15 protein-coding genes and 1 pseudogene are annotated in these 14,776 nt (G+C 66.4%); 10 read left to right on the top strand and 6 right to left on the bottom strand.

Going from position 1 to position 14,776, the window contains the following annotated elements:
* The 5 genes and pseudogenes from VOI29_RS05240 to VOI29_RS05220 all read left to right on the top strand — a co-directional run.
* Positions 1 to 118: pseudogene (locus VOI29_RS05240) on the top strand (YaiI/YqxD family protein); the annotation flags it as partial.
* 230 nt (positions 119 to 348) lie between these two features.
* The gene (locus VOI29_RS05235) at positions 349 to 1,311 is read left to right on the top strand and encodes a DMT family transporter (RefSeq protein WP_323776498.1); all 963 of its coding nucleotides are present in this window, start codon (positions 349 to 351) and stop codon (positions 1,309 to 1,311) included.
* A gap of 5 nt (positions 1,312 to 1,316) precedes the next feature.
* Entirely contained in the window at positions 1,317 to 1,937 is a 621-nt protein-coding gene (locus VOI29_RS05230) for an HAD family phosphatase (RefSeq protein ID WP_323776496.1), read from the top strand.
* Positions 1,938 to 1,970: 33 nt separating this feature from the next.
* On the top strand, positions 1,971 to 2,888 hold the full coding sequence (locus VOI29_RS05225; protein WP_323776494.1) for an ornithine cyclodeaminase family protein: 918 nt from the start codon (positions 1,971 to 1,973) through the stop codon (positions 2,886 to 2,888).
* Positions 2,885 to 3,820 (top strand): alpha/beta hydrolase, encoded by a 936-nt coding sequence (locus VOI29_RS05220; RefSeq protein WP_323776492.1) that lies wholly within the window; start codon positions 2,885 to 2,887, stop codon positions 3,818 to 3,820. Before VOI29_RS05225 ends, VOI29_RS05220 begins: the two co-directional genes overlap by 4 nt.
* A 74-nt stretch (positions 3,821 to 3,894) precedes the next feature.
* On the opposite strand, the gene VOI29_RS05215 is transcribed toward VOI29_RS05220, so the two are convergent.
* Positions 3,895 to 5,151, bottom strand: coding sequence for an MFS transporter (locus tag VOI29_RS05215; protein ID WP_323776490.1), 1,257 nt, complete (start codon positions 5,149 to 5,151; stop codon positions 3,895 to 3,897).
* Between the two features lie 184 nt (positions 5,152 to 5,335).
* On the opposite strand from VOI29_RS05215, the gene zapE reads away from it, so the two are divergent.
* A complete protein-coding gene (gene zapE, locus VOI29_RS05210; protein WP_323776488.1) occupies positions 5,336 to 6,412 on the top strand; it encodes a cell division protein ZapE in 1,077 nt (358 codons plus the stop codon).
* Positions 6,409 to 7,314 (top strand): bestrophin family protein, encoded by a 906-nt coding sequence (locus VOI29_RS05205; RefSeq protein ID WP_323776486.1) that lies wholly within the window; start codon positions 6,409 to 6,411, stop codon positions 7,312 to 7,314. Before zapE ends, VOI29_RS05205 begins: the two co-directional genes overlap by 4 nt.
* Positions 7,315 to 7,488: 174 nt before the next feature.
* Here VOI29_RS05205 and VOI29_RS05200 read toward each other — a convergent pair whose 3' ends face one another.
* The 3 genes from VOI29_RS05200 to VOI29_RS05190 all read right to left on the bottom strand — a co-directional run bounded on the left by VOI29_RS05200 (position 7,489) and on the right by VOI29_RS05190 (position 10,696).
* Positions 7,489 to 8,760 carry a folylpolyglutamate synthase/dihydrofolate synthase family protein gene (locus VOI29_RS05200; RefSeq protein WP_323776484.1) on the bottom strand — a complete coding sequence of 424 codons (1,272 nt, stop codon included), beginning with the start codon at positions 8,758 to 8,760 and terminating at the stop codon, positions 7,489 to 7,491.
* A 110-nt stretch (positions 8,761 to 8,870) separates the two neighbouring features.
* Entirely contained in the window at positions 8,871 to 9,821 is a 951-nt protein-coding gene (gene accD / locus VOI29_RS05195) for an acetyl-CoA carboxylase, carboxyltransferase subunit beta (protein ID WP_323776482.1), read from the bottom strand.
* Between the two features lie 62 nt (positions 9,822 to 9,883).
* A complete protein-coding gene (locus tag VOI29_RS05190; RefSeq protein WP_323776480.1) occupies positions 9,884 to 10,696 on the bottom strand; it encodes a CPBP family intramembrane glutamic endopeptidase in 813 nt (270 codons plus the stop codon).
* Between the two features lie 155 nt (positions 10,697 to 10,851).
* Here VOI29_RS05190 and VOI29_RS05185 point away from each other — a divergent pair, with 155 nt between their 5' ends.
* From VOI29_RS05185 to VOI29_RS05175, 3 genes are all read left to right on the top strand, one after another.
* The gene (locus VOI29_RS05185) at positions 10,852 to 11,667 is read left to right on the top strand and encodes a hypothetical protein (RefSeq protein WP_323776478.1); all 816 of its coding nucleotides are present in this window, start codon (positions 10,852 to 10,854) and stop codon (positions 11,665 to 11,667) included.
* A 99-nt stretch (positions 11,668 to 11,766) separates the two neighbouring features.
* Complete coding sequence (locus tag VOI29_RS05180; RefSeq protein ID WP_323776476.1) at positions 11,767 to 12,528, top strand: DUF6478 family protein; 762 nt, start codon at positions 11,767 to 11,769, stop codon at positions 12,526 to 12,528.
* A gap of 12 nt (positions 12,529 to 12,540) precedes the next feature.
* The gene (locus VOI29_RS05175) at positions 12,541 to 12,918 is read left to right on the top strand and encodes a hypothetical protein (protein WP_323776474.1); all 378 of its coding nucleotides are present in this window, start codon (positions 12,541 to 12,543) and stop codon (positions 12,916 to 12,918) included.
* A 6-nt stretch (positions 12,919 to 12,924) separates the two neighbouring features.
* Here VOI29_RS05175 and VOI29_RS05170 read toward each other — a convergent pair whose 3' ends face one another.
* Positions 12,925 to 13,668, bottom strand: coding sequence for an isocitrate lyase/phosphoenolpyruvate mutase family protein (locus tag VOI29_RS05170; protein WP_323776473.1), 744 nt, complete (start codon positions 13,666 to 13,668; stop codon positions 12,925 to 12,927).
* A complete protein-coding gene (locus VOI29_RS05165) occupies positions 13,665 to 14,729 on the bottom strand; it encodes a trifunctional transcriptional activator/DNA repair protein Ada/methylated-DNA--[protein]-cysteine S-methyltransferase (RefSeq protein ID WP_323776471.1) in 1,065 nt (354 codons plus the stop codon). The genes VOI29_RS05170 and VOI29_RS05165 overlap by 4 nt, the downstream gene beginning before the upstream one ends.
* Between the last annotated feature and the right edge of the window lie 47 nt (positions 14,730 to 14,776).

The raw sequence follows: 14,776 nt of genomic DNA, 5'->3' as shown, positions 1-14,776 counted from the left end.
CCTGCGCGCTGCCAACCCGCTGGGTGCCGGCGGCAGCGGCAAGGGCTTTACCAAGGCCGATCGCTCCCGTTTTCTGGACGCGCTGGAACGGGAGCTCCGGGCGGCCAAGGCGGGCTGAGCGCAGGTCAAGGCTCCGCGCAGCGGACCGCGCGGCAGCGCGGCAGCGCGGCTTGGCCTTTAGGCTTGATCAGGCCGCCGCACACCCGGGAAACTGCTGAACCTCCCCGCCCTGCCCCCGGCGTACTGCGGCGTACTGCGGCGGAAAATTGCATCTTTCCGCCCCCCGCCCCATTGCCCGCTTGAACCAAATCCGCCACTGATCAAGGCCAGCACAAAGGGGGGACATAAATGAGCGCAGAGATAAAGATCAGCGTTCCCGGCCTGTTCGCAGCCGCCGGCGCCGGCATTGCCTTTTCCGTCATCGACATGACCTTCAAGTTCCTGTCCGGCGACTACCCGCTCTATGAGGTGGTGCTGTTCCGCTCAGTGGTGGCGCTCGGCGTGATGCTCGCTGTGATCCTGCCGCTGGAAGGCGGCTATCACCAGCTGCGCACCCACCAGCCGAAACTGCATTTCGCCCGCTGCCTTGCGGTGCTGTTTGCCAATATCTGCTTTTTCACCGGTCTTGCCATCCTGCCGCTGGCCGAAGCCGTGGCGATTGCCTTTGCCACGCCCTTGATCGTCACCGCCCTGTCGGCACTGTTTCTGGGCGAACGGCCGGGCCCGTGGCGCTGGGGCGCGGTCGCCACCGGCTTCCTCGGCGTTCTGATCATCATGCGCCCCGGTCCCGGCACCTTCCAGGCCGCGGCGCTGCTGCCCGCGCTCGGCGCCTGCGGCTATGCCACGCTGCATGTGCTGACCCGCCGCGCCGGCAGCGTGGAATCCGGCGCGACCATGGCCTTTTTCCCGATGCTGGGCTTTCTGATCGTCAGCGCGCTGGCCGGGATCCTGTTCGGCAACGGCCGCTTTGCGGATGGCGGCAGCCCGGCGCTGGACTTTATCCTGCGCGCCTGGATCTGGCCCGCCCCCGAAGACTGGCCCTATCTGATCGGCGTCGGCCTGGCCGGCTCCATCGGCGGCTATCTGGTGACCCAGGCCTACCGCATGAACGAGGCCGCCCTCGCCGCCCCGTTTGAATATATCGCCATGCCGATGTCGGTGCTCTGGGGCGTGCTGATCTTCAACGAATGGCCTGACCCGGCGGTCTGGGCCGGCAGCAGCCTGATCATCGCCTCCGGTCTGGTTTCGGTCTGGCGCGAGACCCGCCGCAACCGCCCCGTCCCGCGGCCCCGCCCGCGCGCAGAAGGATAACCCGCATGCCCATTGATGCCGTCGTCTTTGACATTGGCCGGGTGCTGATCGAATGGGAGCCTGAGCGTTTCTATGACAGCCGTATCGGCCCGGCCCGGCGCAGGCAGCTGTTTGCAGAGGTTCCGCTGCATGCCGTCAACCTGGAGATCGACCGCGGCGCGCCGTTCCGCGGCAGCGTCTATGCGCTGGCGGACGCCCACCCCGCCTGGGCCGAAGAAATCCGCTGGTGGCATGATTGCTGGCTGCAGATGGTGCCAGGCGCCATCGCGCATTCTGTCCGGCTGATGCAGGCGCTGCAGGCCAAGGACATCCCGGTCTTCGCGCTCAGCAACTTCGGCACCGAGCCCTTTGAGACCGCCTGCGGGACCTACTCTTTCCTGCGTGGCTTCGACCACACATGTGTCTCCGCACATCTGAAATGCATCAAGCCAGAGCCGGAAATCTATGCCATTCTGGAACGCGGAACCGGGGTTGCTCCGGAGAACCTGCTGTTCACCGACGACCGCCCCGAAAACATCGAGGCCGCGCGCCTGCGCGGCTGGCAGACCCATCTGTTCACCACCCCCGGCCCTTTCGCCGCACGGCTGGTGCAGGAGCGGCTGCTGACAGAACAAGAGGCCGCCTGACCCGGCCCGCAACAGACACAGGATAAGGCACGGATGAGCATTCCATACATTGGCTTCGAAGTGGGCGAGGCGCTGCTCGATTGGGTCGGCTTTGCAGAGGCGCTGGCCGCCAGCCACGATCTGCCCAAGGCGGAAATCGGCGACACCTTCCTCTACCGCGATCCCGACACGCTGCTCAGCCGGTCCGCCTGGATCGACGGGCTGGGGCTGGCGGTGAAAACCGCCAACATCTTCCCGCGCAACCCGGACGCCGGCAAGCCGATGATCAACGGCTCTGTCTGCCTCTACTCCGATCAGGACGGCACCCCCGAGGCGCTGGTGGATTTCCACCTGGTCACCAAATGGAAAACCGCGGGCGACAGCCTGCTTGGCGCGCTGCGGCTGGCCGACCCGGACGCGCAGGAGGTGCTGATCGTGGGCGCCGGCACCGTCGGCGCCTCGCTGATCGAGGCCTTCGGCGCCGGTTTCCCGCAGGCGCAGATCCGGGTCTGGAACCGCACCGCCGCCAAGGCGCAGGAGCTTTGCGCCCAGTACCCCGGCACCCGGCACGCCGCCGATCTGGAACCGGCGGTGCGCGGCGCTGACATCATCGTCACTTGCACCATGTCATCGCAGCCGGTGATCAAGGGGGAATGGCTGCGCCCCGGCCAGCACCTCAACCTGATCGGCGCCTACCGCCCCGACATGCGCGAGGCCGATGACGCAGCACTGAAACGCGCGCAAATCTACTGCGACAGTTTCGACACCACATTGGACCACATCGGCGAATTCAAGACCCCGCTGGAACAGGGCATCATCCAGCGCAGCGACGTGCTGGCCGATTTCTACAGCCTCGGCCGGTTCCCCGCCTTCGGTGCGGACCGGATCACCCTGTTCAAAAACGGCGGCGGCGCCCATCTGGATCTGATGACCAGCCACCACATCCTGCAGAAATGGAAAGCCGCAGCATGAGCTGGCTGACGGCACTGATTGCCGCCATCCTGATCCTGATCCTTTTTCCGCTGCTGCGGGAACAGCTGCGCAAACCGATGAATGCCAAGGCCCGGCAATCCGCCCCCGGCAGTTTTGCCCGGCTCTCCGGCGGGCTGACCCACTACCGCTGGAACGGACCGTTGCGCGGCCCCGTCGCGGTCTGCGTCCACGGCCTCACCACGCCGTCTTTTGTCTGGGACGGGGTGGCGCAGGGGCTGGCCGCCATGGGCTACCGGGTGCTGAGCTACGATCTGTACGGCCGCGGCTACTCGGACCGCCCCGCGGGCCTGCAGGACCGGGCCTTCTTCACCTCCCAGCTCGAAGAGCTGCTGGCGGATCAGGAGGTTGACGATGATATCACCCTGATCGGCTATTCCATGGGCGGCGCCATCGCCACCGCCTTTGCCGCCGCCAGCCCCGGCCGCCTGCGCGAGCTGATCCTGCTGGCCCCTGCCGGTTTCGGCACCAGCCCGGGCCGCCTGACACGGATGATCCGCCAGATCCCGGGCCTTGGCGACTGGCTGATGCACGCGCTCTTCCCCGCCCTGCACATCCGCGGCACCAACGCCGAACGCAAACTGCCCTCCTCGGTCCCCGGCATCACCGATCTGCAGCAAAGGGAGCTGGCCTGCCGCGGCTACATCCCGGCCGTGCTGTCCTCGCTGCGCGGAATCCTGAACGAGGATTTCACCGAAGACCACCGCCGCCTGCACAGCCACGGGGTGCCGGTGATGGCGATCTGGGGCCAGGAGGACGCGGTGATCCCGCCGAATTCACCGGGCCGCCTGGCCGAACACGCCCGCTCGATCCGGCAGGAGGAAATCCCCGGCGCCGGCCACGGCCTGCCCTATACCCACACCGGGGAAGTGCTGCAGATCATCGCTCAAAACCACCGCCGCGGCCTGCTCTGATCCGCCCTGCCGTTTTCATCTTTCGAAAAATACTCCGGGGTCCGGCATTGCTGCCCCGCGGTGGACCGCCGGCCTTACCCGGCTGCCGGGGCCGCCGGGGCCGCCGCCCGCAGCGGCCGCTCCTTCACCGGCAGATGCACAATCGCGCTGAAGGCGCCGATGCCCACGCCGATCCACCAGACCGTCGTGTAATCACCGTAGATGTCATACATCCGCCCGCCCAGCCAGACGCCCAGGAAACTGCCCAGCTGGTGGCTGAAGAAGACAATCCCGTACAGCGTTCCCATATAGCGCAAGCCATAGATATGCGCGACCAGCCCCGAGGTCAGCGGCACCGTCGCCAGCCACAGCGACCCCATCACGACTGAAAAGATGATCACGCTCAGCGGCGTGATGGGAAAAATGATAAACGCCGCCGCCGCGATGGTCCGCCCGGTATAGATCGCCGCCAGCAGGTATTTCTTGGAATACCGCTTGCCCAGGTACCCCGCCAGCAAAGTGCCGCCCACATTGGCCGCGCCAATGAGCGAGATCGCCACCGCCCCCAGCGCCGAGGTTGAAGTGATGCCGATGGAATACAGCGCCCCGCCCGGCAGGATCGGCCCGCACATCTCGGTGACAAAAGCCGGAAAATGCGCGGTGACAAAAGCCAGCTGATAGCCGCAGCTGAAAAAGCCCAGGAAGATCAGCGTATAGGACGGATCCTTGAACGCCTTGATCAGGATCGCCCCCATGCTCTCTTCCAGTTCGGCCCGGCCGGCCGTCTCCGGTGCGCGCATCAGCGGCAGCGTCGCAATCAGCGCCAGCACCACACCGGCAAAGATCAGGAAAATCATCTGCCAGGGCAGGAAGCCCAGCATCCACTCCGCCGCCGGCGCGCCGAAAATCTGGCCCGCAGAGCCCGCCGCGGTGACAACCGCCAGCGACATCGACCGGTTCTCGTCAGAACTTGCCCGCCCCACAACCGCCAGCACCACGCCGAAACCGGTGCCCGCAATGCCGAACCCCACCAGCCATTCATAGGCCTGCATTTCAAACGGTGTCGTGGACCCGGCACTCAGCACCAGCCCGGCGGCATAGACGACGGCCCCCATGACGATCGCCTTGCGGTCGCCGATCTTCTCGGCAATGGCGCCGAATACCGGCTGGCCGATGCCCCAGGCCAGGTTCTGGATCGCAATCGCCAGCGAGAATTCCGAGCGCAGCCAGCCGAACTCCTCGGCAATCGGGATCTGGAACACCCCGAAGGACGCGCGCACCGCAAAGCTCACCATGATGATGATGCACCCCGCAATCAGAACCGGGGTAAACAACGGCGCGGAACGGTCCATGGCGTCTCTCCTGAATATCGGGGCGACACTAAGCATATTTCCCCAGGCGTCAAATCAGGATTTTTGCGCGCAGTGTTAAGGGTTTCTGATCTATTCCATTGCCGCCCGGTACACCGCTTGGGCCGCCGCGCGGAATTTGCATCCGCCGCTTCCCATCCCCCGCGCCCCGCGCTATCCCTTCCCCATGACCCATCTGACCACGCTGTACCGGCAGAAGATCGACGCAGGCGAGCTGACGCTTGACCCGGCCCAGGAGGCCGTGCTGCCCCATTTCGACCGCATCGCCGAAGGGCTGATGGCACCGCCGGTGAAACGCGGCTTTTTCCGCAAGCCGGAATATGAACCGGTCCAGGGGCTCTACCTCTGGGGCGGGGTGGGCCGCGGCAAGTCGATGCTGATGGACATATTCGTCGACAGCCTCGACGGCATCCCCGCGCGCCGGGTGCATTTCCACGCTTTCATGCAGGAAATCCACGCCGGGATGCACGCCGCCCGCCAGCAGGGCGCCGAGGACGCGCTGGCGCCCGCCGCGGCAGAGGTCGCAGAGTCGGTGCGGCTGCTGGCCTTTGACGAGATGCAGATCATCGACATCACCGATGCGATGATCGTGGGACGTTTGTTCGAGGCGCTGTTTGCCGCCGGCGTCACCGTGATCACCACCTCCAACCGGGTGCCGGACGACCTCTATAAGAACGGCCTCAACCGGCAGTTGTTCCTGCCCTTTATCGACCTTATCAAGGACCATATGGCGGTGCATGAAATGGTCAGCCCCACTGACTACCGCCAGCACCGGCTGACCGGCGCGCAGGTCTATTTCTCCCCCGTCGACACCGAGGCCCGGGCGCAGATCCGGGCGATCTGGCGGGACCTCTCCGGCGGCGGCGATGCCCCGCCGCTGACACTGCAGGTGAAGGGCCGCGAGGTGACCCTGCCCGCCTTCCGCAACGGCGTCGCGCGGGCCAGCTTCTATGACCTCTGCGGCAAGATGCTGGGGCCGGGCGACTATCTGGCCATCGCCGAAGCCCTGAAGGTGCTGGTGCTCGAGGACATCCCCCGCCTGAGCCGCAACAATTTCAACGAGGCCAAGCGGTTCGTCACCCTGATCGACGCTTTGTACGAGGCCAAGGTGCGGCTGATCTGCTCCGCCGCCGCACAGCCCGAAATGCTCTATGTCGAGGGTGAAGGCACCTTTGAGTTCGAACGCACCGCCTCCCGCCTGCGCGAGATGCAGGACAAGGACTGGGGAGCCGCAGCGCCATGATCGTCCGTCATACCCCCCGCCGGTGGGAAATCTTCCTGATCCTGAACGGCTCGGTGGTGCCGCGCATCCTGCCCAATATCACCGGCGCCGCGCTCTGGGCGGCTGTGGTGCTGATGCTGGACCGCCATGTGGTAGCGGTGCCGCAGATCCCAGTCGGGGCGATGGGGGTGTTCGGCCTGTCGCTGTCGCTGTTTCTCGGCTTCCGCAACAACGCCGCCTATGACCGCTGGTGGGAAGCGCGCAAGATCTGGGGCCGGATGGTGTCGGACGTGCGCAGCCTGGCGCAGGAATTGCGCATCTTTGCAGGCCAGGGCCCGGACGAGGACTATATCCTCACCCGCATCCTGGCCTTCCACCACCTGCACCGCGCCCAGCTGCGCGGCGACGAGGTGGCGGACAGCGTCCGGCACTGGGTCGGGCCGGAAGACGCAGACCTGCTGATGCAGACAGAAAACAGCCCCAACGCCGCCCTGCGCGACATTGCGGCCCGGCTGCGCGCGATGGCAGAGGACGGCCGCATCGACGGCTTCGGCCAGCGCGCCCTGGCCGAACGGCTGGCCGCCTTCCCCGCGGCGCAGGCCGGCAACGAGCGGCTGCTGACCACGCCCTTGCCCTTTGTCTATTCGCTGCTGGTCTGGCGCACGACCTATCTTTACTGCCTGCTGCTGCCCTTTGCCCTGCTGGACAGTGCCGGCTGGTTTGAACCGCTGGTCGCCGCGGTGGTGGCCTATGTGTTCTTCGGCCTCGCCGAAGTGACGCATGAGCTGGAACACCCGTTCCGCGAACAGGCCAATTCCGTCCCCCTCAGCGCGATGTGCCGGGTGATGGAAATCTCGGTCTGCAACGCCCTCGGCCGCCCGGTGCCGCCCAAGCTGGAGCCAGTGAACTACGTTCTGGACTAGGAGGGCCCGGCGGCACAAGGGGGCGCTGCCCCCTCGGCCTCACGGCCTCACCCCCGGAGTACTTCTGGAAAGATGAAAAGCGGCCAGCGTCGCACCAGCGGCGCCCGGCCCAACCGGATGAGATCGTCAGATCGAAGCCGGGCGGGAGAACCTCCCCCGCCACGGCCGCAAGCCTCAGCCGTTCTCGCGCAGGATATGGCCTGCCAGATAGAGCGAGCCGCAGATCAGCACCCGCGCCTGCGGGTCGCTGGCGATGATCGCCTGCAGCGCCGCCATGGTGTTTTCTGCGGTGGCGGCCGCGATGCCCACCGATTTGGCGGCAGCCTCGGTGTCTTCGGCGCTCAGCGTGTTCACCTCATCCGGGATGGAAATTGCCGTCAGGCTCGCGGCATGCGGCGCCAGAGGCGCCATGTAGCCGCTCACATCCTTGGTGTTCAGCATGCCGCAGATCAGATGCGTCGGGCGCTTGGGCAGACCCGCCAGCACCTCGGCCAGCGCAAGGCCCGCGGCAGCATTATGGCCGCCGTCCAGCCACAGCTCGGCCTCCGGTGCCGCCTCGGCCAGCGGGCCGGTTTTCAGCTTCTGCATCCGGGCGGGCCATTCGGCGTTTTTCATCGCCGCTTCGCAGGCCGCCTCATCGGCGCCCAGATGGCGCAGCGCCGCCAGCGCCGCACCCGCGTTCTGAACCTGATGCGCGCCCAGGAGGGCGGGCAGCGGCAGGTCCAGCAGGCCGTTGTCGTCCTGGAACACCAGCCGGCCATGCTCCTGATGCACATGCCACTGCTGGCCGCAGGCGATCAGCGGCGCGCCAAGGCGGGCGGCGGCGGCTTCGATCACCGGCATCGCTTCCTCCGGCTGCGGGCCGGCGACAACCGGCACACCGCGCTTGATGATCCCGGCTTTCTCGGTGGCGATCTTGGTCAGCGTGTCGCCCAGGAACTGCTCATGATCGATCGAAACCGGGGTGATCACGCTGATTGCGGGCTTGTCAATGACATTGGTCGCATCCAGCCGCCCGCCCAGGCCCACTTCCAGCAGCGTGTAATCCGCCGGGGTGCGGGCAAAGGCCAGCAGCCCCGCCACCGTGGTGATCTCGAAATAGGTGATGTTTTCACCGCCGTTTTTGGCATAGCACTCGTCGAGGATTTCGGTCAGATGCGGCTCGGAAATCAGCTCGCCCGCCAGCCGGATCCGCTCGTGAAAGCGCGCCAGATGCGGCGAGGTATAGGCGTGCACGCTTTTCCCCGTGGCCTCCAGCCCGGCCCGGATCATCGCCTGGGTCGAGCCCTTGCCATTGGTGCCTGCCAGATGGATCACCGGCGGCAGCTTGTCCTGCGGGTTGTCCAGGGCGGCCAGCAGCCGCCAGACCCGGTCCAGCGTCAGGTCGATGATCTTGGGGTGCAGCGCCATCATGCGGGCAAGGATCGCGTCGGAGGTCTGGGTCATCAGCCTGGTCCTGTTTGAACTCGAAGTCTTACTTGGCAAAGAGCAGCGCCCGCCCTGTTGAGGACGGGCGCTGCCCGGCCTGACGGCCGGGCGTTTCAATATAAGCCGGATTACTCGGCTGCTTCTTCGCTGACTGCGCCATCCGCCGGGGCGTTTGCGGCCTTGGCGGGTGCGTCCTCCTCCGGCGAGGGCAGGTCGCCCACCACCTGCGGCGGCAGGCCCATCAGCATCCGGGTGATGGTGATCAGCTCTTCGCGCATCTCGGTGCGCGGGGTCACCCGGTCCAGCATGCCGTGGTCCAAGAGATACTCGGCGCGCTGGAAGCCCTCGGGCAGCTTCTCGCGGATGGTCTGCTCGATCACCCGCGGGCCGGCAAAGCAGATCAGCGCGTTGGGTTCGGAAATATGCACATCCCCCAGCATCGCATAAGACGCCGTCACCCCGCCGGTGGTCGGATGGGTCAGCACCACGATATAGGGCAGCCCGGCCTCTTTCAGCATCTGCACGGCCACGGTGGTGCGCGGCATCTGCATCAGCGACAGGATGCCCTCCTGCATCCGGGCGCCGCCGGCGGCCGAGAACAGCACCAGCGGGCGGCCCAGTTTCACCGCTTCTTCAGCCGCGGCAATGATGGCGTTGCCGACATACATGCCCATCGAGCCGGCCATATAGGAAAAATCCTGCGCGGCAGCGATGATCGGGGTGCGGCCGATCTCGCCCGCGGCCACCAGCATCGCGTCTTTTTCGCCGGTCTTCTTCTGCGCCGCTTTCACCCGGTCGGGGTATTTCTTCTGATCCTTGAACTTCAAGGGATCGGCCAGCGGTTCCGGCACCGCGACCTCGGTGAACACACCGCCGTCAAACAGCGCAGTGAACCGGTCGCGCGGCGTGATATGCATATGGTGGCCGCAGCTGGTGCAGACATTCTGATTGTCGCTCAGCTCGCGGTGAAACAGCATGGTGCCGCATTCATCGCATTTCTGCCAAAGGTTCTCGGGCACTTCGCGGCGCGAAAAGATCGAGTTGATCTTGGGCCGGACGTAATTGGTGATCCAGTTCATAGTGCTTGCCTCTCCGGGGGCGCGGTTTGCCCCCAGATAAGGCGCATTTGCCGCAATTGCAATCAGCGGCGTATGGCAAGCCGCGCGCAAAGCCAGCTGACCAGCATCAGGGCAATGTCGACAGCCATCCACGGGCGCAGCGCCTGGACATCGGCCATCTCGAAGGGAATCAGATACAGCGCCAGCCCGTTCAGGCTGGTCGGCGAGGCAAACAGCAGCAGCGCCGCGGCATTGTTGAAGAAATGCACCGCCATTGCCGGCCCCAGGGTGCCGGCCCGCGCCGTCAGATCCGCCATCAGCACCCCGAACAGCCCCGCCCAGCCGGTGATCATCAGCGCATTGTCCCCGGCCTCGGCAGGCAGGTAATGCCCCAGCGCAAACAGCGCCGAAGGCCCCAGCAGCCACACCGCCGGGCTGCGGAACCGCGCCGCCAGCGCCTGCTGGATATAGCCGCGGAACAGGATCTCTTCCGAGGAGGTCTGCACCAGAACCGCGGCAACGGATACGGGCAGAAGGCCCAGCCAGGTCCAGACCGGCAGGTTCGGGGTCATCGGCGGCCCCATGCTGTAGGGCGGCAGCAGCATGATCAGCACGCTCAGCCCTGTCAGATACAGGCCCACACTGGCGAACTGCCGCAGCAGCGGCCGCAGATGCCCGGTCACGCTGGCAAAGCTGCGCTGGTGAAACAGCCGCGCCGCCATCGCAACGCCCAGCGTCAAAAAGGCAAAGCCGACCGCCGCCACCAGCCCCAGCCCCAACAGCAGCCGCCACAGCTGCGGCTGCCTCCGGGCAAAGCGCACCAAGGCTTCATGCGCCCGGTAGCCCGGCCCGTCCCTGTGTCCGTCACTGTGGCCGTCGCTGCGCCTGTGCGGCATGTGTCCTCCGGCTGGAAAGGCGGCAATTTGCGCCAACGTTATGCATTGCTGCAACGCCATGGCAAGGCAGACAGCCCGGCGCGCGGTTCACACTTGCCGCGCAGCAGGCCTGCCCGTAATGAAATCGGCAAAAAACAAGACTGGCAGGGACAGCAGTGACCAGATCAAGCAACGGAAAACCTGTGTCTTTTCCGCGCCCCGGCGGAAAGACGCCCAGACTGCGCAAGGCTGCAGCCGCTGCCGTGCTGGCCGCGCTGGCCCTGGCGGGATGCAGCCCCGCCCCCAAAAGCATGTCCTTTGCCGCCCGCGATGCCGGCCAGGCGCAGTCGCCTCTCGGCCAGGTCATGTCCTTTGCCGGCGGCGGCGTGCTGCTGGCCGCGCCGGAAAGCTACTGCTTTGACCGGCGCAGCAGCACCGCGGATGAAACCGGCGGCTTTGCCTTGATGGCCCCGTGCAGCCGGCTGCACCGGAACCGCTCGTTCGGATCCCGCAATGCGGCCGTGCTGACCGCTTCGATCGGTCCGGCGGAACAGGATGCCTTGGCACCGCAAGCGGCTGATATCGTGGCCATGTTCCCCGGCGCCACGCTGCTGGAGACCCGCAACGACCAGCTGCTGCCGCTGGTCCGGCTGGAGTTTCCCGAAGCCGTCGCCGAAGGCGCCAGCCCGGTTCACTGGCGCGGCGCCTTTGTGCTCGACCGGCATCTGGTCGCCCTGGCGCTCTATGCACCTGAGGGCAGCCGCGCCCTGGGCCGCCAGGGTGCGGCGCTGCTGAACGAAGTGACCCACCGCACGCTGGAGGCCTCCACGCTGCCGGATCTTGAGGCCGCCGGCGCGGTGCTGCCCAAAGGCCCCCGGCAGTCCCTGCGGCCCCTGGCACGGCCCGCGGCGGCCGCCGCGGAAACAGCCGCCACGCCTGCGCGGCGCAAAAAACGCGGGCTTGGCCAGCGGATTGCCGGTTTATTTCAATAGCCTCCAGCGGTTACACTGGCGCCACCGCCCGCCGCATTGCCGCGCGGGCCGGTCTCCGCAACACGGCGCAACACGGCGCAACAGGCAAGAGAGAGCACGATGGGCAGGATCATGGACCGGCTGCTGCACCTGCGCAGCCTGCGCCGCTGGCGCGCAGCCGCTGAAGAGTCGGCCCGCGCGCCGCTGTCTGAATTGCGCCGCCAGCGCAATCAGGCCCGCCAGCTGCGCACCCATCTGGACCGGCTGATCCACACCGCCGACGGCCGCTTGGCGCTGCCGCAGATCGGCTCCTCCTTCTTTCCCCGCCCGCATGGCACAGACTGGTCCTGGCGCCCGGAACTGTGGCGCGGACCGCTGCCGGAACGCGGGCTGTCCTCGGTGCCCGCCAAGGCCCGGCTGGGCGATGAGGTGCAGCTGTTCCACGATTGCGCCTTTTCCGAGCTGACCCTGCGCCAGCTGCGCAACACCCGCGAAGAGGATCTCGCCCCTTTCGGCCTGCGCATGGATGTGTTCAAATTCGACGGCTCGTTCCTGTCGCTGGTCATCGACCTGCCGCCGGCCGCTGCCGATGGTATCACCCGGCAGCACCTGCTGCGGATCGACAGCATCATCGAATCCGAAAAGCCGATCGAGATTTTCGCCCGGCTCAACATCCAGCACGGCCCCAATACCGAACAGATCGTGCGCGAGCTGCCGCAGGAGGAAAAGAACATCGTGGCGGAGTTCGACCTGGCCTATTCCAAGCTGAACGAAAAGCGGATCGAAAAGATCTGGCTTGATCTGATATTCGAAGCACCTGATCTGAACCAGGTGATCCTGCGCGACCTGACCTTCTCGCGCCACCGCCGCGCCGCGATCTGAGGACCCTGCCCCATGAGCGATCTGTCACTGACCAAAATCCGCTTCCGCAACGGCATCTGGGAGGGCCGGATCAGCAACGCCCCCGCCAGCGGCGCGCGGCCGGAGATTTCCGTGATGTTCCAGGATCAGCCGGTCGCCGATGCAAAATTGGACGAAGGCCAGGCAGGCGGCGAATGGCTGATCTCGGTGCCGGTCCCCGCCGAAGCATTGGCCGACGGGGTGCAGACTTTTGTGATCTTTGATGCCGCGGACAGCACCCGGCTGGGCGATTTCACCCTGATCGCCGGCGAGGCCGTGGCGGACGATCTGCGCGCCGAAGTCGAATTGCTGCGGGCAGAACTCGACATGCTGAAACGCGCCTTCCGCCGCCACTGCCTGGAAACCACCTGAGCGCGGTTACGCCAGCGTCTGAAAATGCTCTGCCAGCACCTGCATCAGCCTGGCATGCGGGATCGGCCCATAGCTGGCCCGCGCAACACCTGCCTGCCGCGCGGTTTCCAGCGTGATGCCGCGCATCATCGTGTTGACCGGCAGCGTGCTTGCCTCACAGACGCCGGCGATCAGTTCCGGGTCCGTCAGGCCGGGTACGAAAAAGCCGCTGGCGCCGGCCTCGGCGTAAGCCGCGCCGCGCTCCAGCGCCTCGCTGAGCAGACCAGCGTGCTTCGAGGCATCCTTTTCCTTCAGAAACAGATCAGTGCGGGCATTGACGAAAATGTCCGCACTGGCAGCCCGTACTGCGGCAACCCGCCGGGCCTGTTCTTCGATGCTGTAAAAGCCGTCACCGCCGACCACCTGGTCCTCAAAGTTCAGCCCCACCGCGCCGGTCTCTGCCAGCCGCTTCACATTGGCGGTCAGCTGCTCCGGCGCGCGGGCATAGCCGCCTTCGAAATCAATGGTCACCGGCAGGCCGGTCGCGGCAATGATGCGTTCGGCATTGCCCAGAACAAACTCCAGCGGGATCTGCTCGCCATCGGCAAAGCCCTGCGCCGCGGCCACCGGATGGCTGCCGGTTGCCAGGGCCGCGGCCCCCGCCCCGGCAATCGCCTTGGCGCTGCCTGCGTCCCAGATATTATACAGCACCACCGGGTTGCCCGGCTGATGCAGCGCCGCAAAAGCCGCCGCGCGTTCGGAATATGTCATGCAGAAATCCTCTGTTTGTAACTTGTCTCAATTTCGATCAGCCGCTGCTTGCGCCACAGCCCGCCGCCGTAGCCGGTCAGCGATCCATCCGCCGACAGCACCCGGTGGCAGGGCACCACCAGCGCCAGCTGATTGCTGCCATTGGCCCGCGCCACCGCCCGCGCCGCCGAGGCCCGGCCCAGCTCCCGCGCGATCTGCGAATAGCTGCGGGTCTCGCCTGCCGGGATGGTCAGCAGATAGCGCCAGACTTCGCGTTCAAACGCAGTGCCGTGCAGCGCCAGCGGGGTCTGGAAATCCGCGCCCTCACCCGCAAAAAACCGGCGCAGCTCTTCGGCAATCTGCTCGGTCGGGGGCGGACGGCCGAAACCCAGGCCGCCGGGCTGCGCCTTTTGCAGCTTGACCACTTCCCGCGGCAGCGCCTTGCGGTCGGCAAATTCCAGCAGATGCAGCTGGTGGCGGCAGCTGATCGCAATCATCGCGCCCAGCGGCGTGTCGATCCAGTCGGCCAAGAGCAGCGCATCCTTGCGGAACGCCCCGGGCGCAATCCCCACCAGTTTCGCAAAGGCCGCGCGGAAGGCGCTGGCGCTTTCAAACCCGGCATCGATCTGCGCCGCAATCACCGGCTCGCCCGCCTTCAGCGCGGTAAAGCCTTCGCGCAGCCGCCGCTGCCGGGCCATTTCCAGAAAGGTCATGCCGAAATGCCGCTTGAAGGCCCGCCGCACAGTGGACGCATCCAGCCCCATCCGCAGCAGATCGCCCTCGCCCCAGCGGTACGCCGGGCGGTCCTCCAGCCGCGCCAGCAGGCGCTGCACCACCGGCTCATCCCCGGCAGCGGCGGCCAGCGGCTTGCAGCGCTTGCAGGCGCGGAATCCCGCCTCGATGCAGGCGCCGGGGGTGGCATGGAACCGGCAGTTCTCGAACTTGGGCTTGCGCGCCGGGCAGCTCAGCCGGCAGAAGATACCGGTGGAGGTCACACCGACATAGGCGCGCCCCTCGTAAGCCGCGTCACGGCTGATCAGCGCTTGGTACAGCGTCCGGGAATCAGGCAGGTCAAACATCATGGGGCGAGCATAGACCAACCTGTCCGGTCAGTACGCCGGAGATCGGG

Origin of the sequence: Leisingera sp., assembly GCF_034669605.1 — a bacterium.
Taxonomy (GTDB): Bacteria; Pseudomonadota; Alphaproteobacteria; order Rhodobacterales; family Rhodobacteraceae; genus Leisingera.
The sequence above is the reverse complement of the archived record's forward strand: the minus strand, read 5'-3'. Positions and strand labels throughout refer to the sequence as shown.

What these genes read in the sequence shown, in the direction of transcription:
- VOI29_RS05235 (WP_323776498.1), top strand. Translation starts at nt 349, where the DNA reads ATGAGCGCAGAGATAAAGATCAGCGTTCCCGGCCTGTTCGCAGCCGCC.
- VOI29_RS05230 (WP_323776496.1), top strand. Translation starts at nt 1,317, where the DNA reads ATGCCCATTGATGCCGTCGTCTTTGACATTGGCCGGGTGCTGATCGAA.
- VOI29_RS05225 (WP_323776494.1), top strand. Translation starts at nt 1,971, where the DNA reads ATGAGCATTCCATACATTGGCTTCGAAGTGGGCGAGGCGCTGCTCGAT.
- VOI29_RS05220 (WP_323776492.1), top strand. Translation starts at nt 2,885, where the DNA reads ATGAGCTGGCTGACGGCACTGATTGCCGCCATCCTGATCCTGATCCTT.
- VOI29_RS05215 (WP_323776490.1), bottom strand. Translation starts at nt 5,151, where the DNA reads ATGGACCGTTCCGCGCCGTTGTTTACCCCGGTTCTGATTGCGGGGTGC.
- zapE (WP_323776488.1), top strand. Translation starts at nt 5,336, where the DNA reads ATGACCCATCTGACCACGCTGTACCGGCAGAAGATCGACGCAGGCGAG.
- VOI29_RS05205 (WP_323776486.1), top strand. Translation starts at nt 6,409, where the DNA reads ATGATCGTCCGTCATACCCCCCGCCGGTGGGAAATCTTCCTGATCCTG.
- VOI29_RS05200 (WP_323776484.1), bottom strand. Translation starts at nt 8,760, where the DNA reads ATGACCCAGACCTCCGACGCGATCCTTGCCCGCATGATGGCGCTGCAC.
- accD (WP_323776482.1), bottom strand. Translation starts at nt 9,821, where the DNA reads ATGAACTGGATCACCAATTACGTCCGGCCCAAGATCAACTCGATCTTT.
- VOI29_RS05190 (WP_323776480.1), bottom strand. Translation starts at nt 10,696, where the DNA reads ATGCCGCACAGGCGCAGCGACGGCCACAGTGACGGACACAGGGACGGG.
- VOI29_RS05180 (WP_323776476.1), top strand. Translation starts at nt 11,767, where the DNA reads ATGGGCAGGATCATGGACCGGCTGCTGCACCTGCGCAGCCTGCGCCGC.
- VOI29_RS05175 (WP_323776474.1), top strand. Translation starts at nt 12,541, where the DNA reads ATGAGCGATCTGTCACTGACCAAAATCCGCTTCCGCAACGGCATCTGG.
- VOI29_RS05170 (WP_323776473.1), bottom strand. Translation starts at nt 13,668, where the DNA reads ATGACATATTCCGAACGCGCGGCGGCTTTTGCGGCGCTGCATCAGCCG.
- VOI29_RS05165 (WP_323776471.1), bottom strand. Translation starts at nt 14,729, where the DNA reads ATGATGTTTGACCTGCCTGATTCCCGGACGCTGTACCAAGCGCTGATC.